This is a genomic window from Campylobacter sp. RM9328, from assembly GCF_012978615.1.
In genome coordinates, this window is record NZ_LIWF01000073.1 from 1 (window position 1) to 450 (window position 450).

At 41.8% G+C, this 450-nt stretch carries 1 protein-coding gene; it reads right to left on the minus strand.

Annotated elements, in window-relative coordinates:
* Positions 1 to 86: 86 nt before the first annotated feature.
* Positions 87 to 450, minus strand: a 364-nt coding sequence (locus tag CCAL9328_RS10745) for a DUF1353 domain-containing protein (RefSeq protein ID WP_211436859.1), incomplete at its 5' end; no start/stop codon positions are given.

A 450-nucleotide genomic window follows, 5' to 3' on the forward strand; every position in this document is an offset into this window, starting at 1 on the left:
TGGTTACGTTTACTCCAAATTTTGCGCTCATAGTTTTTCTCCTTTGTTTCGGTTTATTGTTAAATTTCTCATTTTTTACTCCTTTATTATTTGTATTTTATGATGTGCCACGTACGGCATGCTAAGTAAAATACATACGCCTTCCACCTTGCTACGCCGAGTGCCGTCATCATCTCACGCAGGGTTTCGTCGGCTGTTTTAAAAAGCCTCTTTGCTTGCTCTTTAGAGCCTAGCTTAAAAACGGCCTCCGCTTCGTCGCAAAGATAGTCGTGCACTAGTATCGCACTTAGATATTCTGGCGAGTTTGGAGGGAAGATAGACCAAAGAATACGCGGTACATTCGCTCCGTTTGTCTTGTAAGCCGCCGGGACATTAATGTCTTTATAGTAGTAACTCTCAACTAGTTCAAAGCGGTCCTTTGAAAAGGGTTTAAGTATCGGTCTTTTAATC